Below are 23,577 nucleotides of genomic sequence, written 5' to 3'. Positions count from 1 at the left end.
AGGCGCTCTGCCGTTCACTCCATTGGTGTGAGGAGGCAGAAGGGGTGGCCGACGGGGTCGGCGTACACCCGGTATCCCACCGGCTTGTCCGACCCGTCGAGCAAGGTCGCGCCCAACGCCAGGACTTGCGGCTCGGCCACGTCGAGATCCGCGACCATCACGTCGATGTGCATCTGCTGAGGATGGCCGGGGACGGACCACCGTGGCGGTCGGAAGTCGGGGACCCGCTGGAAGGAGACGACTTCCTTGCGCTCCGGGGTGCCGAGCACGACGAAGTCCGGAGTGTCATCGATCCGTGAGAGCGACAGCAACTTCCCGTAGAAGTCGGCGAGCTCGGATGGGTTGGGGCAGTCGATGACGATGGCGCACAGCTGTCCGATCATCCGACCGATTGTGGCGCCTACAGCTGAGCAGCACCACGGGCTTGCCCGATTTCCCCCGAAGGCTCGGAGGCTCGGAGCCGGCGACGACGTCGTCTGCAGCCCGCCGGGCCTTCGCCGTTTTCGGGGGTGACGGCCCGTTCCCAGAGCTCATTCCGCGTACCCACCGGTACAAGATTCAATCTTTTGTACGCTCGCCGGGCCCATCAGGTACCGCCAGAAGGACGCCACGTGACCTACCCGCCGCCGTACTACCCGAACCCGCAGGCACAAGCGCCCGTACGGCGCTGGTGGCAGCATCCGGCACTGATCATTTCCCTGCTGGTCCTCATACCGCCCGTCGGCATAGCCCTCGCCTGGCTGAGTCCGTGGAGCCAGGTGAAGAAGGTCGTCGCAACGGTGCTGGCAGGCCTCTGGTTCCTGACCCCGTTCCTGGGCGATCCACCGAAGAAGACCGCCGCCGATGCCAAGCCGCAGCCCGCCGCGACCCAGCCGGTGGCCGCCACGGCCACGCCTCCGGCCGCCGCCTCGACGGCACCCACGCCGACGAAGAGCCCGGACCCGCAGATGCCCGCCGTCGTGGGCAAGCCCTTCCGGGAGGCGGAGAAGGCCGTCGAGGACCTGATCGACAAGGAACTCACCGCGCTCAGCGCGTACAACGACGTGGAGCTCCCCGCCGCCTACACGGACTGGATCGCCTGCTTCCAGAGCCCCGGGGAAGGCACGATGCTCGTTCCGAAGGACGCGGACACGAGCGTGCACCTCGTCGCGCCCGGCACGCGGTGTCCGGCCGAGAAGAACACCACCCTCCGCCCGAAGCCCACTCCCACGCCCACACCCCCGCCGGCGCCCACGCCGACGCCTGAGGACGACGACGACACCTCGTCCGGCGGATCGAGTACGGGCGGCGGAAGCGCCGGCACCGTCACCCCGGGCGCCTTCTGCTCGACGCCCGGAGCGACCGGGATCGGCAAGAAGAACGGCAGGCTCTACACCTGCAAGGGCCCGGGCCAGGAGCGCTGGCGTCCCTGACCTCGCGCCCGGTTACAGCGCGCCCTGTGCGGTGGTGCCTGTCGGGTGGGGCTGGAGGATCGTGACGTCGGCGGGCTGGTCGCGCAGGGCGTTCAGCTCGGGTCCGAGCTTCGCCATCACCTCGCCGCTCGCGTGTGCGTCGAGGTCCGCCCGGCCGGCCCACTTCTCGATGACCACGATCGAAGTCCCGTCGGTGTGCAGTGCGTAGAGCTCGCAGCCGGGTTCGGCGTGCACGGCGTCGATGTGGCGGGCGTACACGGCCAGCGCTTCCTCCAGCAGCCCGGGCTTCGGGTGGACCACGGCGGTGACGACGACGGACATCGGGAACTCCTGACGCTGGCCGACTTTGGGCCAGGGTAGGTGATGCCGCGTCACGCACGGGGTCCCGGGGGCTCGTCGGTATTCGGCCGGATGGGGCGGGACTCCTGGTCATACGGGCCGGGGGACCGGCAGAATCGGGCCTCCGGTACCGGTACCGGGCGTGGGAGCGGGACGAGGGAGCGGGCATGGCGGGTGGTGCGGACGCAGGGGCCGGTCCGGGGCCGGAGGTTCCCGAACTCGTCGGGGTTCCGCTGTTCGGGTCGCTCTTCGACCTGAGGTCGGACTCCCTCGGCACCTATCTGCGGGCGCAGCACCGGCACGGCGACGTCGTACGGGTCACGGCCGGCCCGCCCGGGATGCGGGCCGAGCTGTACTGCGTCTTCTCGCCCGAGGGCGCCCAGCAGGTGCTCGCCTCCGACTCGGCCAACTTCCGCAAGGACAACGCCTTCTACCAGGAGGTCCGGGACTCCTTCGGCAACGGGCTGCTGACCAGCCAGGACGAGGACTACCTGCGCCAGCGCCGGCTGGTGCAGCCGCTCTTCACCCGGCGCCGGGTGGACGGCTACGCCGGGGCAGTCGCCGCCGAGACCGCGTCGGTCATCACCGCGTGGGAGGAGGCCGTGGACGGCGTCGTCGACGTCTCCGACGAGATGACGCACCTCGCCCTGCGCGCCGTGGCCCGGATCCTCTTCGGCACCGACGTCGAGGCCACCGCCGACGTCGTGGCCCGATGCTTTCCGGTCATCACGGACTACGTGCTGCGCCGCGGCTACTCCCCCGCCAACATCCCGCGGCACTGGCCCACCCCGGGCAACAGGCGGGCGGCCGCCGCGATGGACGAGCTCTACGGGGTGTGCGACAAGATCATCGCGGAGCGGCGGGGCGGGGCCGGCGCGGACACCGCCGGTCAGGACGGCGAGGGTGACGATCTGCTGACGCTGCTCGCCGCCGCCCGGAGTTCGGACGACAAGGAGTTCGACGCCTCCGAGCTGCGCGACCAGGTGCTGATCTTCCTGCTCGCCGGGCACGAGACGACCGCCACCTCCCTCTCCTTCGCCCTGCACCTGCTGGCCCGCCATCCGGAGGAGCAGAGCCGGGCCCGCGAGGAGATCTCCCGCGTCCTGGGCGACCGTACGCCCGAGGCCGCCGACCTGGACCGGCTCCCGTACCTCACCCGGGTGCTCAAAGAGGCCATGCGCCTGTATCCGGCCGCGCCGGTCATCGGCCGCAAGGCCGTCGTCGACACGAGGATCGGGGAGCACACCGTCCCCGCGGGCGCGGACGTGATCGTGGCGCCCTGGGTGACGCACCGCCACCCGGAGCACTGGCCGGACCCGGAGCGCTTCGACCCCGAGCGCTTCACCCCGGAGGCGGAGGCGGCGCGGCCGCGCTACGCGTGGTTCCCCTTCGGCGGCGGCCCGCGCGCCTGCATCGGGCAGCACTTCTCGATGCTGGAGTCGGTGGTCGCGCTGGCGATGATCCTGCGTGCGTACGCGTTCGAGGCCGTGGACACCGAGATCCCGGTCGGGGCCGGGATCACCCTGCGGACGGACGGCCCGGCGCGCTGCCGGGTCCGTCGCGTGGACGGGTAGCGGCCGTCCTGCCGTCCGGCGGGCGAGGCGGGCCGGTTCGCGCCGGCCCTGCACGGGTTCCACTACGTGCGGTCCGCCGCCGGGGTGTGGTTGCCCTGGAGGCGGGCGAGGTCCGAGGGGCGCACCTGGATGACGAGCAGCGCGATCGCCGCCCCGATCAGGGTGAACATCGCCGCCACGATGAAGGCCGCGCTGATGCCCGAGGTGAGGATCTGGTCGCTCCACGGCTTCGGGACCTGGCCGGTCTGCCGGAAGGCCAGCCGCTGTGCGGGGGTGGCCGTGCCGAGGAAGCCGGCCACCTGGTCCTTGGCCTCGTTGCGGCTGGCCGTGCCGAAGACCGTGACCAGGATGGACAGGCCGAGGGAACCGCCCACCTGCTGCATCGTGTTGAGCAGTCCGGACGCGGCTCCCGACTCCCGCTCGGGGACGTTGGACAGCGCCATCAGGGTCAGCGAGACGAACTGCAGGCCCATGCCGAGGGCGAAGAGCAGCATCGGGCCCAGGATGCTGCCCAGGTACGTGGAGTGGACGTCCGTCTGGGTCAGCCAGGCAAGCCCGGCCGCCGAGAACAGGGCGCCGCCGACCATGAACGGTTTGGGCCCGAACTTCGGGAGCAGCTGCGAGGTGAGCCCGGCGCCCACCGCGATCATCACGCTGACCGGGAGGAAGGCGAGGCCGGCCTGGATCGGGCTGAAGCCGAGCACGATCTGCACGAAGAGGGTCAGGAAGAAGAACATGCCGAAGATCGCGCAGGCGAGCATGAGCATGATCCCGTAGGTCCCGGCCCGGTTGCGGTCGGCGAACATGTGCAGCGGGGTGATGGGCTGGGGCGAGCGCCGCTCGTTGAGGATGAACAGGGTCAGCAGGACGACGGCGGCGCCGAAGGAGCCGAGGGTCACCGGGTCGCGCCAGCCCTCCTGGGAGGCCCGGATGAAGCCGTAGACCAGCGCGACCATGCCCAGGGTGGACAGCAGTGCGCCGGCGAAGTCGAAGTGTCCGGGATGGCGTTCGGACTCGCGCAGGACCTTCGTGGCCAGTACCGCGATCACCACGGCGATGGGGACGTTGACGAAGAGCACCCAGCGCCAGTCGAGCCATTCGACGAGGATGCCGCCCGCGAGCAGACCGATCGCGCCGCCGGCCGCCGAGACTCCGGCGAACACGCCGAAGGCCCGGTTGCGGGCGGGGCCTTCGTGGAAGGTGGTGGTGATCAGCGCGAGGGCGGTCGGGGAGGCGATGGCTCCGCCGACGCCCTGGAGGGCGCGGGCCGCCATCAACTGACCCTCGTTCTGGGCGAGTCCGCCGAGGAAGGAGGCCAGACCGAACAGCAGGACACCGAAGATGAAGACCCGTTTGCGGCCGAGGATGTCGCCGGTGCGGCCGCCGAGGAGCAGCAGGCCGCCGAAGGCGAGGGTGTAGGCGTTGACGACCCAGGAAAGGCTCTCGGTGGAGAAGTCGAGCGCGGTTTGGATGTGTGGCAGCGCGATGTTCACGATCGTGATGTCGAGCACCACCATGAGCTGACAGGAGGCGATGACGAACAGGGCGAGTCCGTGGCCGCCCCCTCGGACCTTGCCATCGGTCCCGTTGCTGCTCGGCGATACGTTCGGGTCCACCCTTTCGACGCTAAGCCCGCGCCCCTGGGGTCACCACTCGAACGGCCTAGTGGTGGTGACATTGCACATGTCACACTACGATCATGGATGACTTCCTCAGGCTCTCCGCGAGCACGGCCCGCTTCTCCTACGGCGCCCCGCGCGCGTTCTCCTTCGGGGACGACGGCCGGCTCCTCTGGTTCCTCCGCTCCACCGGTCCCACCGACGCCTTCGACGGCCTCTGGGTGCTCGACACCACCACCGGAGCCGAGACCCGGCTTGCCGATCCGCGCGAGCTGTGCCCCGAGCCGGGGCCCCTCCCGGACGCCGAACGCCGGCTGCGCGAGCGGACCCGGCTCGTCGCCGCCGGGATCGGCTCGTACGCCCTCTCCGGCGACGGCCGGCGCGCCGTCTTCGCGCTGTACGGGCGGCTCTACGGGGTCACCGCCGCCGGAGACGGGAAGCCCGAGGAGATCCCGGCCGCCGGACCCGTCGTGGACCCTCGGCCCGACACCGACGGTTCGCGCACCGCTTACGTGGCCGACGACGTCCTGTACGTCGCCCCGGGCGGGCGGGTCAGCCCGGACGACGGGGCACGCTGGGGGCTCGCCGAATTCGCCGCCGCCGAGGAACTGGGCCGCTCCCGGGGCCACTGGTGGTCCCCGGACGGGGTCACCCTGCTGGCCGCCCGGGTCGACGAATCCGCCCTCCAGCGGCGCTGGTTCGCCGACCCGGCGCACCCCGAGCTGCCGGCCGAGGACTTCGCCTATCCCGAGGCGGGCGGGCCCAACGCCGACGTCCAGCTGTGGGTGCTCCGCGCGGGCGAAGGCGAAAGCGAAGGCGAAGGCTCGGGCGAAGGCCGGGCCGGCCGCCCGGCCCGGATCCGGCTCGACTGGGACGCCGAGACCTACCCCTACGTCTCCGACGCGGGCTGGGAGTCCGACGGGGAGATCCTGCTGACCGTCCAGGACCGGCTCCAGCAGAACGTGCTGCTGCTCTCCGCCGACCCGGCCACCGGCCGCACCACCGAACTGTCGCGCACCACGCACCCGCAGTGGGTGGACCCGGACCTCCCCGGCACCCCGGCCCGGCTCGCCGACGGGCGGATGCTGACCGCCGCCGACACCGAGGGCGGCGCCGCCCGGGCCCTCGCGGTGGACGGCCGGCTGCTCACCGGGGACGGGATCCAGGTCCGCCGCGTGGCCGGGGTCCACCAGGACCGGCTGCTGATCGAGGCCGGTCTGCGCGACCCCGCCGAGCAACAGGTGCTGCTGCTGGACCCGGCCACCGGCGAGCTGACCCCGGTGGCCGACGGGCCCGGGGTGCACAGCGTCCAGGCCTCGGCCGGGATCCTGCTGCTGACCTCGGCCGGTGCCGACGGGGTCCGGCGCACCCTCCGCACCCCCGACGGGCGGGAGTTCACCCCCGCCGACCTGTCCCAGCCGCTGCCCTACCGGACGGCGCCCCTCCTGGAGCGGGTCACCGAGCACGGCATCCCCACGGCCCTCGTCCTGCCCCGCGACCACGTGCCGGGCCGGAAGCTGCCCGTCCTGATGGACAGCTACGGCGGTCCCGGCATGCAGGACATCACCGTCGACCCGCGCCGCTGGCAGCTCCGCCAGTGGTGGGCCGATCAGGGCTTCGCGGTGGTGACCGTGGACAACCGCGGGACCCCGCACGTCTCCCCCTCCTACACGCAGGCGATGTACCGCGGCTTCTCCGAGGTCACCCTCGACGACCAGGTCGCGGCCCTCCACGCGCTCGCGGCCCGCCACGGCGACCTCGACCTCGGCCGGGTGGGGGTGCGCGGCTGGTCCTACGGCGGCTACCTCGCGGCCATGGCGGTGCTGCGCCGCCCGGACGTCTTCCACGCGGCGGCGGCCGGCGCCGCGCCGACGGACTTCCGGCACTACGACACCGCGTACACGGAGCGGTACCTCGGCCTCCCGCAGGAGCACCCGGACGTCTACGCGCGCGACTCCCTCATCCCCGACGCCCCCGGGCTCTCCCGCCCGTTGCTGCTGATCACGGGCCTGGCCGACGACAACGTCCACCCCTCCCACACCCTGCGCCTCTCGCAGGCCCTGACCGACGCGGGCCGCCCCCACCAGCTCCTGGCCCTGCCGGGCATCACCCACATGACCCCGGGCGGCACCCGCGAAAAGCTGATGGCCCTGGAACTGGAGTTCTTCCGCCGCGAACTGGGCTGACGCGAGCTGCGCCGACGCGCACCGGGCCGAGTACGGCCGCGGACGGCGGGAGGGGCCCCGGAGACGCCTTTGTCTCCGGGGCCCTCACCTTCCCCTGGATCCCCGTCAGTCTCCCGGGAAGTGACAGGCCACCTCGCGGGCGGCGGTGGGCCGCAGGAGGGGTCGTTCGGTGCGGCAGATCGGCTGTGCCTTGGGGCAGCGGGGGTGGAAGGTGCAGCCGGGGGGTGGAGCGGCCGGGCTCGGCGGGTCGCCGAGCAGCACGATCCGCTCCCGCCGCCGTTCCGCCGCCGGGTCGGGCAGCGGGACGGCGGACAGCAGCGCCCGGGTGTACGGGTGCTGCGGGTTCTCGTAGAGGGACTTCTTGTCCCCGATCTCGACGATCCGGCCGAGGTACATGACGGCGACCCGGTCGCTGACCCGTTTGACCACCGACAGGTCGTGGGCGATGAACACGTAGGCGAGGCCCAGTTCGGTGCGCAGCCGCTCCATCAGGTTGACGATCTGGGCCTGTACGGAGACGTCCAGCGCGGAGACCGGCTCGTCGGCGACGATCAGCCGGGGGCTGGTGGACAGCGAGCGGGCGATGCCGATGCGCTGGGCCTGGCCGCCGGAGAACTCGTGCGGGTAGCGGTCGATGTGCTCGGGGATCAGCCCGACGAGCTCCATCAGTTCGGCGGCGCGGCGGCGGGCGTCGGCCGCGCTCCAGCCCTGTACCAGCAGCGGGTCGGAGATGATCCGGGCCACGGTCTGGCGCGGGTTGAGCGAGGAGTGCGGGTCCTGGAAGACCATCTGGATGTTCTTGCGCAGCGGGCGCAGGGCGCCCTGGGACAGCCGGCTGATGTCCTTGCCGTCGAAGGCGATCCGGCCCGAGGTGGGTTCCAGCAGCCGTACCAGCATCCGTCCGGTGGTGGACTTCCCGCAGCCCGACTCCCCGACCAGGCCGAGGGTCTGCCCGGCCGCCAGGTCGAAGGAGATCCCGTCGACCGCGCGCACGGGCGCCCCCCGGCGCCCGGTCACGGATCGTCTGCCGGGGAAGGTCATGGTGAGGTCCTGTACGGACAGCAGCGGGGTGGCGGTGCCTCGTCCCGTGCTCTCGTGTGCGGCGGTCTCGGTCATCGGGCCGCCTCCTCGGCGGTACGGGTCGGGGCCCCGGCGAAGTGGCAGGCGACCGTACGCTCCGGTCCGTCCCCGTAGGCCGCCGGCTCGGGCCGTACGTCGGTGCAGCGCGCGGCCGCCCGGGGGCAGCGCGGGGCGAAGGCGCAGCCGGGGGCCGGTGCGAGCAGCGACGGCGGGGAGCCGGGGATGAAGGGCAGCGGCTCGTCGTCGGCGGTGTCGAGGCGGGGCAGCGAGTCGAGCAGGCCGCGGGTGTAGGGGTGGGCGGGGTCGGCGAACAGGTCGTCGGCCGGGGCCTGTTCGGCGGCCCGGCCGCCGTACATGACGAGTACCTCGTGGGCGACGCGGGCGACGACGCCCAGGTCGTGGGTGATCATCACGACGCCGAGGCCGCGTTCCTGCTGGAGCCGGGCGATCAGTTCCAGGATCTGCGCCTGCACGGTGACGTCCAGGGCGGTGGTCGGTTCGTCGGCGATCAGCAGGTCGGGCTCGCAGGCCAGGGCCATGGCGATCATCGCCCGCTGCCGCATGCCGCCGGAGAACTGGTGCGGGTACTCCCGTGCGCGCCGGGCCGGTTCCGGGATGCCGACCTCGCCGAGCATGTCGACGGCCCGTTTGCGCGCGGCGGCCCGGCCGGCCTTGAAGTGCACCCGGAAGTGCTCGGCGATCTGCTCGCCGACCGTGTAGTAGGGGTGCAGGCTGGAGAGCGGGTCCTGGAAGATCATGGCCATGCGGCGGCCGCGGACCCGGGAGAGCTCGCGCTCGGACAGGGTGGTCAGTTCCTGTCCGGACAGCCGCACGGAGCCGCCCACCTCGACCGGGCCGCGGTGCAGGCCCATGACGGCGAGCGAGGTGACGGACTTGCCGGAGCCGGACTCGCCGACGATGCCGAGGGTGCGTCCCGCCTCGACGGTGAAACCGATCGAGTCGACGGCCCGTACGGTCCCGCGCTCGGTGGTGAACGTGACGCGCAGGTCGCGCACTTCGAGGAGCGGAGCGCCGGTGTCGGCTGCCATCAGTACCTCACTCTCGGGTCGATGACGGCGTACAGGACGTCGACCAGGAGGTTGGCGACGACGATGAAGAACGCGGCGAGCAGGGTGACCCCGAGGACCACGGGCTGGTCGGAGCTGACCAGGGCGCCGTAGAACAGCCGCCCGATGCCGGGGAGTCCGAAGATGGACTCGGTGATGACGGCGCCGGCGAGCAGGCCGCCGAGGTCCATGCCGAAGATGGTGAGGATCGGGGTCATCCCGGAGCGCAGCCCGTGTTTGACGACGACGGTCCGTTCGGGCATGCCCTTGGCGCGGGCGGTGCGGATGTACGGCTCGGCCATCGCCTCGATCATCGAACCGCGGCTCTGGCGTGCGTACATGGCGGCGTACAGCAGCGCGAGCGCGGTCCAGGGCAGGAGCAGGTTAGAGGCCCACCCCAAGGGGTTGTCGGTGAAGGCCTGGTAGGTGGGGTAGGGCAGGAGGCCGGCGATGCGGATGACCCCGTAGATGAGCATCACCGAGGTGAAGTACACGGGCAGCGAGGCGGCGGCGACCGCCCCCACCATCAGGGCCTTGTCGGTGGCGGTGTCCTTGCGCAGGGCGGCGGTGACGCCGGCGCCCAGCCCCAGGACCAGCCACAGCACGGCGGCGCCGACGGCGAGGGAGGCGGAGACCGGGAGCCGGTCCATGAGCAGGTCCCACACGGGCAGGGAGTTCTCGTACGAGTAGCCCAGGCACGGGAAGTCGCAGGCGACGGCGTACTGGCCGCTGCCGAGGGTGCGGCCGGTGAAGATGCCGGTCAGAAAGTCGGCGAACTGCCGCCACAGGGGCTGGTCGAGGCCCAGGTACGTCCGTACGTCGGCCAGGCGCTCGACGCTGCAGGTCTTGCCGCAGGCGGCCGCGGCCGGGTCGGCGGGCAGGACGTGGAAGATGAGGAAGGTGACGGCGGCGATGGCGAGGAGGACGCCGGCGAGGGCGAGCAGCCGGCGGGCGAGGTAGGCGATCACGTGCGGCCGCCCCTCGGGTCGAGGATGTCGCGCAGCGCGTCGCCGAGCAGGGTGAAGGCGAGGACCGCGAGGAAGAGGAAGACGCTGGGGATGACGAAGTACATGGGGTCGGTCTCGTAGTAGGCGACGGACTCGGCGATCATCTGGCCCCAGGAGGGGGTGGGCGGGCGGACTCCGACGCCGAGGTAGCTCAGCGCGGCCTCTGTGCTGATCATCCCGGGGATGAGCAGGGTGGTGTAGGCGATGACCGGGCCCGAGACGCCCGGGAGGATGTCTCGGGTCAGGATCCGCCAGGGGCCGGCGCCGCCCACGCGGGCGGCGTCGACGTACTCGCGGTGCTTGAGGGAGAGGGTCTGGCCGCGGACGACGCGGGCGACGCCGGGCCAGCCGAAGACTCCGATGACGGAGGTCATGAGGACGATCCGGTTGACGTCCTTGGCCACGGACAGCATCGCGATCATGAAGATGAGGGAGGGGAAGGACATGGTGAGGTCCATGAGCCGGGACAGGACCGCGTCGGTGCGGCCGCCGAAGTAGCCGGCGGCGATTCCGGCGGCGGTGCCGGCGACGACCACGATGGCGGTCGCGGCGAAGGCGATGAGCAGGGAGACCTGCGCGCCGTGGACCACGCGGGCGAACAGGTCGCGGCCGGTGACGGGTTCGACGCCGAGCCAGTGCTCGGGGCTGATCCCGCCGAAGGAGCCGAGGGGCTGGCCGCCGAGGTAGGGGTCGATGGCGGACTTGTCGAACTCTTCGGGTGACCAGCCGCCGAGGGCGCCCAGCCAGGGGGCGGTCGCTGCCATCAGGACGAAGAGGAGGACGACGCCGAGGCTGACGCGGACGGCGGGGCGGCGGCGGAGTTCCCGCCGGGCGAGCTGCCAGGGGCTGCTGCCGGTCGCTGCCGCGGGACCGTCCTTGACGGCGTCGGGGGCCGGTGCCCCGCCCGGGGCCGAGACCGGAGCCGGGGCCTCCTGGCCGCCGGCGCCGGGTGCGGTGGTGGTCATGGTGTCGGGGGTTCCGTCGTCCTCAGCCCTGGCTCTTCGACGGGTCCTTGAGGCCGACCGTCGCGTAGTCGATCTCGCCGGTCCACACGGGGTGGCCGAACGCGCCGGCGATGTTGGGGCCGACGAGCAGCGGCTTGCGCTCCAGCAGGACCGGGATGGACGGGGACTTCTTCATGAGCTCGGCGTCCAGGTCGATCCAGGCCTGGTTGGCCTGCTTCGCGTCGGCCATGTTGTTGATCTCGTCGATCCGCTTCATGGTCGCCTCGTCGCGGAACTGGCTGTAGTTGCCCTGGTTTCCCTTCTCCTTGATGGTGCGTCCGTCGAAGACGAAGGGGATCCAGGTGGAGCCGGACGGATAGTCGGGGCACCAGCCGGTGAAGGTCATGTCGGGGGTGGTGGAGAGGTCGCCGATGACGTCGTAGTACGCGCCCGGGTCGACGGTGTCGATGACGACCTCGATGCCCGCGCGGGACAGGCCCTGCTGAATGGCCTCGGCGGCGCCCTTGTCCCCGGTGGAGACGGACAGGGAGACCTTGAGCTTCTCCTTGCCGGCGGCCTTCAGCAGTTCCTTGGCCTTGGCCGGGTCGCCGGCCGGGGCGATCTTCAGCGTGTCGGCCTGCTTGCCGCCGGTCAGTGCCGGGGGCAGGTAGGCGGTGGCGATCTCGTTGAGGGCCGGGCCGCCGCCCGCGGTGACCACGGCCTCCTTGTCGACGGCGTACTGCATGGCCTCCCGGACCTTGGGGTCGTCGAAGGGGGCGCGGGAGTTGTTCAGGAAGAGCATCTCGGTACAGCCCTTGGACTCCGCGATCAGGCGCGCCTTGACGTCCGGCTTGGGCAGCACCTTGGGGGCGCTCTCGGGGCGCATGTCGGCGTACTGGACGGTGGAGGCGTCGGCGCCCTCGCCGGCGATGATGCGGTCGTCGACCTGGCCGCCCTTGAGTCCCATGACGACGACGAACCTGTCGGGGTAGGCCTTGCGCACGGTGTCGGTCTTCGCGTCCCAGTGCTCGTTGCGGACCAGGACCAGCTTCTTGTCTCGGTCGTACGACTCGATCTTGTACGGGCCGGAGGAGAACGGGCGGGCGTCGTACTGGGTGCCCTTCTCCTGGGACTGGGGCACGGGCGAGAAGGTCGGCAGGGTGGCCGTCGCGGAGAACTCGGCTACCGGGCGCTTGAGTTCGAAGACGATCGTGCGGTCGTCGGGGGTCTTCACCGAGTCCAGGTGCTGCCCCTGGAGGGGGCCCTTGTAGCCCTCGGTGCCGGCCAGGTACTGGGCCGCGTAGTCGGGGCCGCCGGTGAGGTCGGGGGCGAAGGAGCGCTCGACGTTGTACTTGACGTCCTGGGCCTTGATCGGCGTGCCGTCCTCGTACTTCAGGCCCTCCTTGAGGGTGAAGGTCCAGGTGCGGCCGCCGTTGGAGGGGGTGCCGAGGTCGGTGGCGAGGTCGGGGACCAGCTCACTGCCGGCCTTGCCCGGCTCGGCCTTGAAGGTGACGAGGGTGCGGTAGAGGAGGCGCGTGCCGAAGTCCATGGTCGGCATGACCCAGTTGCGGGCGGGGTCGAGGTGGGCGAAGTCCTGATTGGACAGGACAGTGAGGGTGCCGCCCTTGACCGGGGTGCCGCCGAGGATCTTGCCGTCGTTGGCGGCGGCCGGGTTGGACGCGCCGCCGCCCGCGGAGCCCTTCTTGGTGTCGGAGCAGCCCGAGGCGCCGAGTGCGAGTGCTGCCACCAGGGCGGTGGCGAGGGCGAGTTGGGTGCGCTTGGTCATGGGTCACTCCAGTGAAGGGCCGCGCTCTAGGATGTGACCGGTAACATAGTAATGTGAAATTGTACTGACAAGGGGTTGAGCGGCCCGTTATCCAGCCGTGTCCAAATCCGGCTACCTGTAGGGCAGTTGGGCCGGGATACGCGAAAGGGCCCGCCGCAGCGGGCCCCTTCGGAGCCGAGGAAACAGAGGTCTGGAGCCTGAGGCCTGAGACCGGAGGCCAGGGGCTAGAGGCCGGAGCCGAGGCCGCCCGGGGTGCGGCCCACCGGTTCGTCGCGACCCTGGGCCCAGAGCGAGCGGACGTGGCCGAGGTGGCGGACCATGCAGGCCTCCGCCGCCGCCGCGTCGCCGCTGATCATCAGGTCGAGCAGCTCGATGTGCTCCTCCGCCGAGGAGACGAGCTTGCCGGCCTCGTCCAGACCGGTCAGCCCGTACAGCCGGGAGCGCTTGCGCAGGTCGCCGACGGTCTCGACGAGCCGGTCGTTGCCCGCCAGGGCCAGCAGGGACAGGTGGAAGCGGCGGTCCGCCTCCAGGTACCCGATGAGGTTGTGCTCGCGCGCGCTGGTGACGATCTCCTCCGCGATCGGCCGCAGCGCCTCCAGCTGCTCCGTCGTGGCGATCTTCGTGATCCGGCCGATGGTCGGCACCTCGATCATCGTGCGCAGTTCGGTGAACTGGTCCAGGTCGCGCTCGCTGACCTCGGTGATCCGGAAGCCCTTGTTGCGGACCGGCTCGACCAGCCCCTCCCGCGCCAGGTCGAGCATGGCCTCGCGCACCGGGGTGGCCGAGACGCCGAGTTCGGCCGCGAGGCCGGGAGCCGAGTACACGCTGCCGGGGCGCAGCTCACCCGCTATCAGGGCGGCTCGGAGGGCGTGGCCGACCTGGTCGCGGAGCCGTTCCTGGGCCTTGATCAGACTGTGCTGCTTCAGGTCACCCATTGCATTTCCTCCGAGACCCCCGACACCACCGACGCGCAGAGGAACAGCGTACAATGTCACGTTGCGCTGCTCACACTCCGGCGGCCTCCCACAGGGCGACCGCCACGGCCAGATCTTCCCAGGCCATGCCCACGCTCTTGAAGAGCTGTGGACAACTCTGCGCTCCGCCCGCCGGCATCCGCCCCGCGACCAGGTCGGCGAGGGTGCCGGTGATGTGGCCGGGCCCGATCGCCCCTTCCGCCTCCGGGATCAGCAGGTCACCGGCCTCGCGCAGGGCCGCCGCACGGGATTCCACGTACACGGCCGCGCGTCGCACGAGGGCCGTGTCCGTCTCCCGGGCCGTCGGCTCGTGCGAGCCCACGGCGACGACGGTGGCGCCCGGGCCGACGAGGCGCCCGTCGAAGAGCGGTTCCCGGGCGGAGGTGCAGCAGATGACCAGATCGGCGTCGGCCACCGCCTTCGGGGTGCCGGTCCGGGCGGGCAGCCCCAGGCCGCGGGCGTGCGCGGCGAGCCGCTCCGCGCCCGCCGGGTCGCGGGCGACCACCACCACCTCGGCCAACTCCCGTACGGACAAAGCCGCTTCGAGGTGCCCGTACGCCTGCGGTCCGGAGCCGAAGAGCACCAGCCGCAGCGGGCGCCCGGCCGGAGCCAGGTGGCGCAGTGCGAGGGCGGAGACGGCCGGCGTGCGCAGGGTGGTCAGGGCGGCCGCGTCGAGCAGGGCCACCGGGCGCAGGGTGGGCCCGTCCAGCAGCAGGTAGGAGCCGGTGATTCGGGGCAGCCCGCGGGCCGGGTTGCCGGGCGCCACCCCGGCGATCTTCACCCCGGCGTACGAGCCGGACGCGGCCGGCATCAGCAGCAGTTCGCCACCGCCCGGTACGGAGACCACGCTGCGCTGCGGACAGCTCTCCGGGTCGAGGCCGCCGCGCAGGGCGGCGGCCAGGGCCTCGATCGCCCCGGCCGGGGTGAGCAGGGCGGCCGTCTCCTCGGCGCCGAACTGCCGCAGGCCGCCGGCGGCGGTCCCCTGCACGGGGAGAACGGGCCCCTTCACAGGGAGAACCCGCTGCCGAGGGCGTCGTGCGGGTCGAGCACGAAGGTGTGTTCGCCGGTGCGGTAGGCGGTGCCGGTGACCTCGGTGACCCCGCCGTCCAGCATCCGCCCGGTGAACATCGTGCCGGTGACCGACTCGTTCAGCAGGTCCTCGCCGGGGCCGAGCCGCCCGTCCTCCGCGAGCAGCGCGAGCCGCGTCGAGGTGCCGGAGCCGCAGGGCGAGCGGTCGATCTGGCCGTCCGCGAACACGGTGACGTTGCGCTCGTGCGGCCCGAAGGGAGTGCCGGGGAGCTCCTCGTGGAGGATCACCCCGTACACCCCGGACAGCAGCGGGCCGTCGGGGTGCCAGGTGGCGGGGTGCGTGGCGAGCGCGGCCCGGATCTCCTGGCCGGCCCGCACCAGGGCGGGCAGGGAGGACCGGGAGACGTCCAGGCCGAGGTCGCGGGCGCGGACGGAGGCGTAACAGGCCCCGGCGTGCGCGATGTCCGCCTCGGCGAGGCCGAGGGTGGTGGCGACGGGGACCTTGCGGGCGCCCACCCGGGCCGGCACGTTGCGGAAGGTGACCCCGGTGGTGCGGCCGCCGTCCCGGTGCACGGTCGCGGTGACCCGCCCGGACGGTACGTCGATGCGCACCTGGGCGTCGCCGTGGTCCGGGGCGGCGACCCGGCCGGTGTCCACGGCCCAGGCCCCGAGGGCCATGGTGCCGTGGCCGCAGGCGGTGGAGTAGCCGTCCTTGTGCCAGAACAGCACGCCGAAGTGGGCCCCGTCGTCGTCGGCCGGGACCACGAACCCCCCGTACATCCCGGCGTGTCCGCGCGGCTCCTGCACGAGCAGGCGCCGTACGTCGTCCAGTGCGCCCCGGCGCGGGGCGGTCCCCGACCCTCCCGGGCCGATGGCGGTGGCGCAGCGCTCGGCGACGGTGTCACCGGGCACGGCCGGGCCCTGCGTGCCGCAGTCGACGATCCGGAAGGGTTCGCCGGCGGTGTGGTAGTCCGCCGTTCTGACGGTGATCACAGGAGGAAGCCTCCGGGGAAGGGGTCGGCCGGATCGAGGAAGTACTGGGCGGTGCCGGTGATCCAGGCCCGGCCGGTGACCGTGGGCACCACGGCCGGGAGTCCGCCGACGGCGGTCTCCGCGACCAGCCGGCCCGTGAACTCGGTGCCGATGAAGGACTCGTTGACGAAGTCCGTGCCGAGCTCCAGGAGGCCGCGGGCGTGCAGCTGGGCCATCCGCGCGCTGGTGCCCGTACCGCAGGGCGAGCGGTCGAACCAGCCGGGGTGGATGGCCATGGCGTGCCGGGAGCGGCGGGCGTCGGAGCCGGGGGCGGCGAGGTAGACGTGCTTGACCCCGGCGATGGAGGGGTTCTCGGGGTGGACGGGACGGTCGTCGCCCGCGTTGATCGCGTCCATGACCGCGAGTCCGGCGGCGAGCAGGTCGTCCTTGCGGGCGCGGTCGAAGGGGAGCCCGAGGGCGTCGAGTTCGACGAAGGCGTAGAAGTTGCCGCCGTAGGCGAGGTCGTAGGTGACCGTGCCGAAGCCGGGGACCTCGGCCTTGAGGTCGAGGCCGACGCTGAAGGATGGGACGTTGGTGAGGGTGACGGCGGTGGCCGCACCGTCCTCGACGCGGACGTCGACGCTCACCAGTCCGGCGGGGGTGTCGAGCCGGACGGTGGTGACCGGCTCGACGACGGGCACCATGCCGGTCTCGACGAGGACGGTGGCGACACCGATGGTGCCGTGCCCGCACATGGGGAGCAGGCCGGACACCTCGATGTAGAGGACGCCGAAGTCGGCGTCCGGGCGGGTGGGGGGCTGCAGGATGGCGCCGCTCATCGCGGAGTGCCCGCGCGGCTCGTACATGAGCAGGGTGCGGACGTGGTCCGTGTGCTCGATGAAGTGGAGCCGCTTCTCGGCCATGGTGGCACCGGGGATCACCCCGACTCCCCCGGTGATCACCCGGGTCGGCATGCCCTCGGTGTGCGAGTCCACCGCGTGGTAGACGTGGCGCGTACGCATCTGGCGCGTCCCCTCCGGTCGGTTAGTTGAGGCCCTCGGCGAGGGCCTTCTCGGTGGCGGCCCGGACGGCGGCCTCGGTCTCGCCCGTGAGCGGGAAGCGGGGCGGACGGGTGGCGCCGCCGGGGCGCCCGGCCAGGTCCATGGAGAGCTTGATGGCCTGGACGAACTCGGTCTTGGAGTCCCAGCGCAGCAGGGAGTGCAGGGACTTGTAGAGCGGCAGGGCGGTGGTGAGGTCCCCGGCGACGGCGGCCCGGTAGAGGGTGGCGCAGGACTGCGGCAGCGCGTTGGGGTAGCCGGCGATCCAGCCGACGGCGCCCGCGAGGGCGAGTTCGAGGAGGACGTCGTCGGCGCCGATGAGCAGGTCGAGGCCGGGGGCGAGCTCGGCGATCTCGTAGGCGCGGCGCACGTCCCCGCTGAACTCCTTGACGGCGACGATGGAGCCGTCGGTGTGCAGCCGGGCGAGGAGGGCCGGGGTCAGGTCCACCTTGGTGTCGTACGGGTTGTTGTACGCGACGACGGGCAGCCCGGCGCGGGCGACCTCGGCGTAGTGGGCGCGTACGGTCTCCTCGTCGGCCCGGAAGGCGTTGGGCGGCAGGAGGAGTACGGAGCCGGCGCCGGCCTCGGCGGCCTGTTCGGCCCAGCGGCGGGCCTCGGCGCTGCCGTAGGCGGCGACGCCGGGCATGACGCGGGCGCCGTCGCCGGCGGCCTCGACGGCGGTGCGCACGACCCGCGCGCGCTCCTCGTCGGTGAGGGTCTGGTACTCCCCGAGGGAGCCGTTGGGGACCACGCCGTCGCAGCCGTTGGCGATCAGCCAGGCCACGTGTTCGGCGTAGGCGTCGTAGTCGACGGTGAGGTCCTCGCGCAGGGGGAGTGCGGTGGCGACCATGATGCCGTGCCAGGGGCGGGTGCGGGTGTCCGTACCGGTGGTGGGCGCGGGGGTGTGCGCGTCGGTCATGAGAGAGCTCCCTAGAGTGGTGTGTGACATTTTACTAGTGGGTGTGGAGCGGCCACAAGGGCCCGGGCCGCCCGATCAGCCGTCCGCCGGGGGAAGTTCGGCGAGGTGGCGCAGCGGGACCGGGCAGGACAGGGGCCGCCGGTCGGGCCCGGCCTCGCCGCCGGCCAGTGCGGCGACGGCCGGTCCGCACATGCGGCCCTGGCACCAGCCCATTCCGCAGCGGGTGAGGAGCTTGACCGTACGGGCGTCCCGCGCGCCCAGGTCGGCGACGGCCTCGCGGATCCGGCCGGCCGGAACCTCCTCGCAGCGGCACACGACGGCGTCGTCGCGGAGCCAGCCGGTCCAGCCCTCGCCGGGGCGGTGGGCGGCGCCCATGGCCTCGGCGAAGCCGCGCAGGCGGGCGCGACGGCCGGCGAGGGCGGTGGGCGCGGGCCGGCCGGCGATCGCGTGGGCGGCGATCTCCCCTTCGAGGAGGGCCAGTTGGGCGCCGCCGATGCCGCCGGTCTCGCCCGCGGACCAGATGCCGGGGACGGAGGTCCGCTGCTCGGCGTCCAGTACCAGGGCGACGGCGCCGTCGGCGGTCGGGCGGGTGGCGCAGCCGAGGCCGGTCGCCAGCTCCAGCTGCGGGACGAGCCCGTGGCCGACGGCGAGGGCGTCGCAGGGGATCCGGCGGGCGGTACCGGGCAGCGGACGCCAGTCCCGGTCCAGGCGGGCCACGGTGACGGCCTCGACCCGGTCGGTGCCGTGCGCCTCGGTCACGGCGTGCCGGGTGAGGAGGCGGATGTGGCGGCGCAGGAGGGCGCTGCCGTGGGTGGCGGCCTCGGCGAGCTTGCCGGGGTTGCGGAGCAGGGTGGGGAGATGGCCGGCGTACGCGGTGTACGCCGCGGCTTCGACCACGGCCGGCACCCGGGCCCCGGCGGCGGCGAGCGACCCGGCGACGGCGAGCAGCAGCGGGCCGCTGCCGGCGACGACGACCCGCTTGCCGGGCAGGACGAGCCCGCTCTTGAGCATGGCCTGGGCCCCGCCGGCCCCGACCACCCCGGGCAGGGTCCAGCCGGGGAAGGGCAGTTGCCGCTCGTAGGACCCGGTGGCGAGGAGCACGGCCCGGGCGTGCAGGGCGGCGGCCGCCTCCTCGGGGCCGGCGACGGCGTGCAGGGTCCAGCCGGGGCCGCCGTCCGGGACCACGGCCCAGACGTGGTGGGCGGGCAGGTACGTGATCCGGCCCGCCGATTCGTGGGCGCGCAGGGCGGCTTCGCGGCGGGCGAACTCGGCCCAGCCGTGGTGCAGGGCCTCGGGGCGGGCCGCGCCCAGGCCCGGGGCGGGGTGACGGTAGTACTGCCCGCCGGGGCGGTCCCCCGCGTCGAGCACGGCGACCCGCAGCCCGAGCCCGGCGGCCGTGACGGCCCCGGCCAGCCCGGCCGGCCCGGCCCCGACGACGGCGAGGTCGAAGGCGGCGCCGGTGGAAGCGCCGGTGGAGGCCCCTGCCGAGGCCGGGGCGGCGGGGTCAGACGGCGAGGTCGGCACGGCCGGTTCCCTCCTGGGTGGTGACGGTGTCCCCCGGGCGGGCCGGGACCAGGCAGGCGCGCTGGTTCGGGCGGCCGTTGACGGTGACGAGGCAGTCGTAGCAGCTGCCGATCCCGCAGAACGCGCCGCGCGGGGCGCCGGTCTCGCGGGTGGTCCGCCAGGCCAGGATCCCGGCGCCCCAGAGCACGGCGGCGATGCTCTGGCCCGCCTGGGCCGTGAGCTCGCGGCCGTCGAAGCGCAGGGCGTACGTGGCCGAGGGGGCTCCGCCGACGAGGCTGCGCGGGGTCCGGCTCATCGGCGGTTCTCCTTGGGCGTGGTGCGGGTGGTGGGCCGGTTCCGGGTTCCGCCGCGCGGGCCTGCTCCCCGGCCCGTCATCGGGCCGGGTCCTGGTCGAAGCGGGCCGGGTCGAACGGGGCCGGCGGGAGCGGGGGCTCATCGCCCGTCAGGGCGGCGGTGATCAGGGCGCCCGTGGCCGGGGCCAGGCCGATGCCGGCGCCCTCGTGGCCGCAGGCGTGCAGCAGCCCGGGGCGGCGGGGGTCCGCGCCGATGGCGGGCAGGTGGTCGGGGAGGTACGGGCGGAAGCCGTGGTAGGTGCGCAGGACCCGGACGTCGGCCAGCACCGGGAAGAGCGCCGCCGCCTGCGCGGCCAGCCGGCGCAGGGCCTCCGTGGAGAGCGAGCGGTCGAAGCCGACCCGCTCCCGGGTGGCGCCGATCAGGACCGGGCCCGAGGGGGTGCCCTCGACCACGGCCGAGGACTGCAGGGCCGCGGAGCCGCTGGCGACGTCCGCGATGTAGTCGGCGGCGTAGACCTTGTGCCGGACCACCCGCGGGAGCGGTTCGGTCACCAGGACGAAGCCGCGGCGCGGGAGGACGGGCAGGGTGACGCCGGCCAGCTCGGCGATGCGGCCGCCCCAGGTGCCGGCCGCGTTCACCACGGCCGGGGCCAGGAGTTCGCGGCGCGGGGTGCTGACCCCTCGTACGGCGCCCCGGTCCAGCAGCACGCCCGTCACCTCCTCGCCGAGGTACACCTCGGCTCCGGACGCGGCCAGCAGCCGCGCCGCCGCCTGGGCCGGCTGGACCTGGGCGTCCTGCGGGTAGTGGAACCCGCCCGCCAGGCCCGGGGCCAGGTGCGGTTCCAGCTCGTGCAGGGCGTCGGCGGGCACTTCCACCGCGTCGACCCCGGCCTTGCGCTGGCCCTCGGCGAAGCTCCGCAGGGCCCGCACGGTGGTGTCGTCCGGGGCGACGACGAGGCCGCCCTTGGGCTCGTACTCGATCGCGCGCGGGAGGACCGCGGCGAGTTCGGTCCAGAGGCGGGTGGAGAGGAGGGCGAGGTCGAGTTCCGGTCCCGCCTCCTTGTCGGAGACGAGCAGGTTGCCTTCGCCGGCGCCGGTCGTGCCGCCCGCGACGGCCCCGCGGTCGACCACGGCCACGGAGAGTCCGGCGCGGGCCGCGTAGTACGCGCAGGCCGCCCCGACGACGCCGGCGCCGATGATCACGGCGTCCAGGGAGTGTCTCTTGAGCACGGCAGTAATATGTCACATTCTTTAATGGCTGCCCAGGCCGGTCCCACACCCCCCTCGGGTGCGGGACCGGTCCGGTGCCGGGTCAGCTGCGGAGCGGTCCCTCGCAGCTGTAACTCGAGGTGCCCGCCTTGTGGTTGGTCCAGATCTCCAGCGGACCGAAGGAGCAGTTCATGTCGGCGAGGTTGTTGGAGGCCGCGCCCGCCCGGTCGAGGATGAAGTAGTCGACCGTCTCCGACACGTCCTTGAAGTTCTGGTCGTCGCTGCGCCAGTTCTTCAGGTTCGCGGTGATCCGGCCGGTACAGGTGAACCGGCGCTTGCCGGCGTCACCGTTCTCCACGCAGTCCGGGGTGTTGTACGTGGCCGTGGCGAAGGCCGACTTCACCGACGCGAGCGCGGAGTCGCGCAGCTGGTCGTTCGGGGTGAAGGAGGTGTTCGGCACGTAGAGCTGGTCGACCTTGGCGATCTGCGCGTCCAGGAAGCGGTCGTAGTCGCGCTGGAGGTAGGTGTCGGCGCCCATCCGGTGGCGCCAGGAGTCGTACGCGGCCACGTCGTTGTTGCGCAGGTGGGTGTACATCTCGCGCAGCAGGGTGGGCTTCTCGGTCCACAGGAACTCGAAGAAGGTGCCGGCGTAGCTGTAGAAGCGGAAGCCGTCGCCGTCGTAGGTGGCGTTCAGCAGCTGCTCGACGCTCATGCGCGGGCCGCCGCCCGAGGTGTCGCTGATGATGCTCTTCACGAGGGACTTGCGGACGGCGATGCCGTTGTCGCGGGTGGCGCCGTCGAAGAACTCGGCCGTGCCCTCGTCCATGGCGGTCGTACGGTCGCTCTCGTACCAGGGGCCCTCGCCGAAGAAGCCGGGGACGGCGTAGCGGCCGTTGAGGTAGTGCGTGTACTCGTGGCGGAAGAGCTCTTCCAGGGTGAGGGAGGAGTCCTGCGGGACGCGGCGCTGGTAGGTGTAGAAGGTGGCGCCGTTCTCGATGTAGATGCCGCCGTTCTCGGTGCCGTAGCCGGTCAGGATCGGGTGGTAGTTCACGTAGTCGGCGCGGGAGGCGTAGAGCACGATGTTGAGCGTGGTGTTGGGGTCGCCCGCGAGCGGCTGCTCGGTGCCGAGCACGCGGTGGTACTGGGACTTGACCTGCTTGCTCGCGTAGTACAGCTGGTCGACGGTGGCCCGGTCCAGGGCGGTGCGGACCTTGATGGCGCCGTTGTCGTAGGAGTACGTGTAGGGGAAGAGCTGCTTCTCGATGTCCTCCTTGCACACCCCGTACGGCTTGCAGGCCTCGTAGAAGTTCAGCCAGGAGACGAGCTTGGCCCACGGCTCGCTGCCGTCGCCGAAGCCGGCCTTGACGGGCCCGAGCAGCGCGCCGAGGTCGGCGGTGACCTGGCCCCGCAGGCTGTCGATCTGGCCGAAGCGGCCGTACTCGCCCAGCGCGTCGCGGGCCACCCAGGCGTTGCCGGTGCCCTTGAGGTGGGTGTAGCCGGCGAAGGCCTTGAAGGCGGCGCGGTAGGCGGGGTCGGCGGAGACGGCGGCGTGGAAGGCGGTGTCCTGGTTGCCCGGGTAGACGCCGAGGTAGTTGGTGGAGAGCGCGGCGAGGACGGCGCCGGCCCAGGTGGCGTCGAGGTTCGTGGCGGGGTGCGCCGGGTCCATGGTGGCCAGGACCTTCTTGATGAGGCCGAGCTGGTGCTGGCGCAGGCCGGGGCCGGCGGCGTAGAGGGCCTCGCGCAGCGTGCGGGCGTTGGAGGGGGTGACGTCGAAGGTCCGCGCGGCGTTGCCGAAGTCGTCGATGGCCTTGCGGGTCGCGGCGACGGTCGGGGCGTCGGTGACGTCGATCTCGTCGCGTGAGAAGTCGTGGTAGGCGACCGCGTGCAGGTAGGTGAACATCTCCTCCAGGTGCGAGGAGTTGCGGCCGTCGTGGGCTGCGGCCAGGGCGGATATCCGGCGGGAGACGGCCTGGACGTGCGCGTCCGACATCACCGGGGCGAGGCGGGCGTCCCAGGTCCAGATGAGACCGCGCAAACAGCCGTCGGCGAGGACGGCCTGGTCGCCGAGGAAGTCGGCGAACTGCTCCGGGGTGAGGTTCGTGATCCCGTCGAGGGTGCAGGGGACGCCGGCTGCGACGCTCTTCGCGGTGGGGGCCGCCTTGGCGGCCTTGCCGCGCTTCTCCAGGTCGTCGGCGGGGGCGGCGGCGGTCGCGGCGCCGGGCACCTGGCCGGTGATGGCCTGTCCGCCGGGGGCCGGGGCGGGCGCCGGGGCGTTGTCCTTCGCGTTGGCGAGGCGGTCGACCTCGTCGAACGGGTTCCCCGTGGGGCCGGGGGCGGTCGCGGCCTGGGCGCCGGCGAAGGCGGCCGGGGCAGGGGCCTGCGGCGTGGCGGCCTGTGTGCTGGCCTGACCCGCGGTGGCGAGGAGGGTCACGGCCACGGCGGAGGCGAGGAGGGAAGAGCGCACTGCTCTGTGCTGGAACACCGAGAACTCCTGTTTGGAGAGGGTGAGGTGGGGGGTGGTGCGTGAACTGCCCTGGGTCACACGGCGTTTGACGGGGGTTAACGTGCCGCGGTGTGAGCTGTAA

General features: G+C 72.7%; 20 protein-coding genes. 3 read left to right on the top strand and 17 right to left on the bottom strand.

The genetic code is table 11. The features are described 5' to 3' along the window. Positions 1–14: 14 nt before the first annotated feature. A complete protein-coding gene (locus ACFYZ4_RS18190; RefSeq protein WP_390784338.1) occupies positions 15–383 on the bottom strand; it encodes a VOC family protein in 369 nt (122 codons plus the stop codon). A 228-nt stretch (positions 384–611) separates the two neighbouring features. Here ACFYZ4_RS18190 and ACFYZ4_RS18185 point away from each other — a divergent pair, with 228 nt between their 5' ends. Continuing rightward, positions 612–1,412 carry a hypothetical protein gene (locus ACFYZ4_RS18185; protein ID WP_390784337.1) on the top strand — a complete coding sequence of 267 codons (801 nt, stop codon included), beginning with the start codon at positions 612–614 and terminating at the stop codon, positions 1,410–1,412. 12 nt (positions 1,413–1,424) lie between these two features. On the opposite strand, the gene ACFYZ4_RS18180 is transcribed toward ACFYZ4_RS18185, so the two are convergent. Then, complete coding sequence (locus ACFYZ4_RS18180) at positions 1,425–1,733, bottom strand: putative quinol monooxygenase (protein ID WP_351287451.1); 309 nt, start codon at positions 1,731–1,733, stop codon at positions 1,425–1,427. A gap of 185 nt (positions 1,734–1,918) precedes the next feature. Here ACFYZ4_RS18180 and ACFYZ4_RS18175 point away from each other — a divergent pair, with 185 nt between their 5' ends. Beyond that, positions 1,919–3,325 carry a cytochrome P450 gene (locus ACFYZ4_RS18175; RefSeq protein WP_390784336.1) on the top strand — a complete coding sequence of 469 codons (1,407 nt, stop codon included), beginning with the start codon at positions 1,919–1,921 and terminating at the stop codon, positions 3,323–3,325. Between the two features lie 62 nt (positions 3,326–3,387). Here the strand turns inward: ACFYZ4_RS18175 and ACFYZ4_RS18170 are convergent, their stop codons facing one another. After that, positions 3,388–4,941, bottom strand: a complete 1,554-nt coding sequence (locus tag ACFYZ4_RS18170; protein WP_351287447.1) for an MFS transporter — start codon at positions 4,939–4,941, stop codon at positions 3,388–3,390. Between the two features lie 83 nt (positions 4,942–5,024). Between ACFYZ4_RS18170 and ACFYZ4_RS18165 the strand changes: the two genes are divergently transcribed. Further along, positions 5,025–7,130 (top strand): prolyl oligopeptidase family serine peptidase, encoded by a 2,106-nt coding sequence (locus ACFYZ4_RS18165; RefSeq protein WP_390784335.1) that lies wholly within the window; start codon positions 5,025–5,027, stop codon positions 7,128–7,130. A 105-nt stretch (positions 7,131–7,235) separates the two neighbouring features. Here the strand turns inward: ACFYZ4_RS18165 and ACFYZ4_RS18160 are convergent, their stop codons facing one another. The 14 genes from ACFYZ4_RS18160 to ACFYZ4_RS18095 all read right to left on the bottom strand — a co-directional run bounded on the left by ACFYZ4_RS18160 (position 7,236) and on the right by ACFYZ4_RS18095 (position 23,474). Then, positions 7,236–8,246 (bottom strand): ABC transporter ATP-binding protein, encoded by a 1,011-nt coding sequence (locus ACFYZ4_RS18160; RefSeq protein WP_390784334.1) that lies wholly within the window; start codon positions 8,244–8,246, stop codon positions 7,236–7,238. After that, positions 8,243–9,259: an ABC transporter ATP-binding protein gene (locus tag ACFYZ4_RS18155; protein WP_390784333.1), complete on the bottom strand. Its 1,017-nt coding sequence runs from the start codon at positions 9,257–9,259 to the stop codon at positions 8,243–8,245. The genes ACFYZ4_RS18160 and ACFYZ4_RS18155 overlap by 4 nt, the downstream gene beginning before the upstream one ends. Beyond that, positions 9,259–10,245, bottom strand: a complete 987-nt coding sequence (locus tag ACFYZ4_RS18150; protein ID WP_390784332.1) for an ABC transporter permease — start codon at positions 10,243–10,245, stop codon at positions 9,259–9,261. The genes ACFYZ4_RS18155 and ACFYZ4_RS18150 overlap by 1 nt, the downstream gene beginning before the upstream one ends. Next, positions 10,242–11,249, bottom strand: coding sequence for an ABC transporter permease (locus tag ACFYZ4_RS18145; RefSeq protein ID WP_384340459.1), 1,008 nt, complete (start codon positions 11,247–11,249; stop codon positions 10,242–10,244). The genes ACFYZ4_RS18150 and ACFYZ4_RS18145 overlap by 4 nt, the downstream gene beginning before the upstream one ends. A gap of 22 nt (positions 11,250–11,271) precedes the next feature. Further along, entirely contained in the window at positions 11,272–13,014 is a 1,743-nt protein-coding gene (locus tag ACFYZ4_RS18140; RefSeq protein WP_390784331.1) for an ABC transporter substrate-binding protein, read from the bottom strand. A gap of 224 nt (positions 13,015–13,238) precedes the next feature. After that, a complete protein-coding gene (locus ACFYZ4_RS18135; RefSeq protein ID WP_362799643.1) occupies positions 13,239–13,949 on the bottom strand; it encodes a GntR family transcriptional regulator in 711 nt (236 codons plus the stop codon). Between the two features lie 70 nt (positions 13,950–14,019). Next, positions 14,020–14,976, bottom strand: a complete 957-nt coding sequence (locus ACFYZ4_RS18130) for an ornithine cyclodeaminase family protein (protein ID WP_390784330.1) — start codon at positions 14,974–14,976, stop codon at positions 14,020–14,022. A gap of 17 nt (positions 14,977–14,993) precedes the next feature. Next, the gene (locus ACFYZ4_RS18125) at positions 14,994–16,010 is read right to left on the bottom strand and encodes a proline racemase family protein (protein WP_390784329.1); all 1,017 of its coding nucleotides are present in this window, start codon (positions 16,008–16,010) and stop codon (positions 14,994–14,996) included. After that, entirely contained in the window at positions 16,007–17,011 is a 1,005-nt protein-coding gene (locus tag ACFYZ4_RS18120) for a proline racemase family protein (RefSeq protein WP_390784328.1), read from the bottom strand. The genes ACFYZ4_RS18125 and ACFYZ4_RS18120 overlap by 4 nt, the downstream gene beginning before the upstream one ends. 22 nt (positions 17,012–17,033) lie before the next feature. Further along, positions 17,034–17,966, bottom strand: coding sequence for a dihydrodipicolinate synthase family protein (locus tag ACFYZ4_RS18115; protein ID WP_351287430.1), 933 nt, complete (start codon positions 17,964–17,966; stop codon positions 17,034–17,036). A 75-nt stretch (positions 17,967–18,041) separates the two neighbouring features. Continuing rightward, entirely contained in the window at positions 18,042–19,490 is a 1,449-nt protein-coding gene (locus ACFYZ4_RS18110) for an NAD(P)/FAD-dependent oxidoreductase (protein ID WP_390784327.1), read from the bottom strand. Next, the gene (locus tag ACFYZ4_RS18105) at positions 19,471–19,785 is read right to left on the bottom strand and encodes a (2Fe-2S)-binding protein (RefSeq protein WP_384340449.1); all 315 of its coding nucleotides are present in this window, start codon (positions 19,783–19,785) and stop codon (positions 19,471–19,473) included. The genes ACFYZ4_RS18110 and ACFYZ4_RS18105 overlap by 20 nt, the downstream gene beginning before the upstream one ends. A gap of 76 nt (positions 19,786–19,861) precedes the next feature. Beyond that, on the bottom strand, positions 19,862–21,013 hold the full coding sequence (locus tag ACFYZ4_RS18100) for an NAD(P)/FAD-dependent oxidoreductase (RefSeq protein WP_390784326.1): 1,152 nt from the start codon (positions 21,011–21,013) through the stop codon (positions 19,862–19,864). 82 nt (positions 21,014–21,095) lie between these two features. Further along, a complete protein-coding gene (locus ACFYZ4_RS18095) occupies positions 21,096–23,474 on the bottom strand; it encodes a collagenase (RefSeq protein WP_384340445.1) in 2,379 nt (792 codons plus the stop codon). Between the last annotated feature and the right edge of the window lie 103 nt (positions 23,475–23,577).

The organism is Streptomyces sp. NPDC001513 (genome assembly GCF_042894695.1).
In the GTDB taxonomy this organism is placed as follows: Bacteria; Actinomycetota; Actinomycetes; order Streptomycetales; family Streptomycetaceae; genus Streptomyces.
The sequence above is the reverse complement of the archived record's forward strand: the minus strand, read 5'-3'. Positions and strand labels throughout refer to the sequence as shown.